This window comes from Paenibacillus periandrae, assembly GCF_022458865.1.
GTDB classification, from domain to species: domain Bacteria; phylum Bacillota; class Bacilli; order Paenibacillales; family NBRC-103111; genus Paenibacillus_S; species Paenibacillus_S periandrae.
In genome coordinates this window covers 1-255 of sequence record NZ_JAJNMU010000209.1, presented here as the reverse complement: position 1 = coordinate 255, position 255 = coordinate 1, and the positions used below count along the sequence as shown (strand labels likewise).

Below are 255 nucleotides of genomic sequence, written 5' to 3'. Positions count from 1 at the left end.
GGCTATGCGTGCCAAAGCGGAGCTTCGTTTGCCGCGCATGCTCCACCATTCGCGAAGCGAGCCAAATCAAATTTTCAATGACCGTCCTCACACGTCTGCGAGACACCTTGGTTTTGACAGGGGCATCTGGTTCTTGCAGCGAGATTTGTCCAATGGCCCGCAGCAGATTGTAAGCGACCAGACCGGCGCAGAGCACCAAATCGTTGGTTGCAAATTTACCCGAGGGCAGTCGCTCCAGATTCAGATCCGTCTTGA

At 54.5% G+C, this 255-nt stretch carries 1 pseudogene; it reads right to left on the bottom strand.

Features of this window, described 5'->3' with window-relative positions:
• A pseudogene (locus LRL21_RS45270) lies at positions 1-255 on the bottom strand (IS1380 family transposase); the annotation flags it as partial.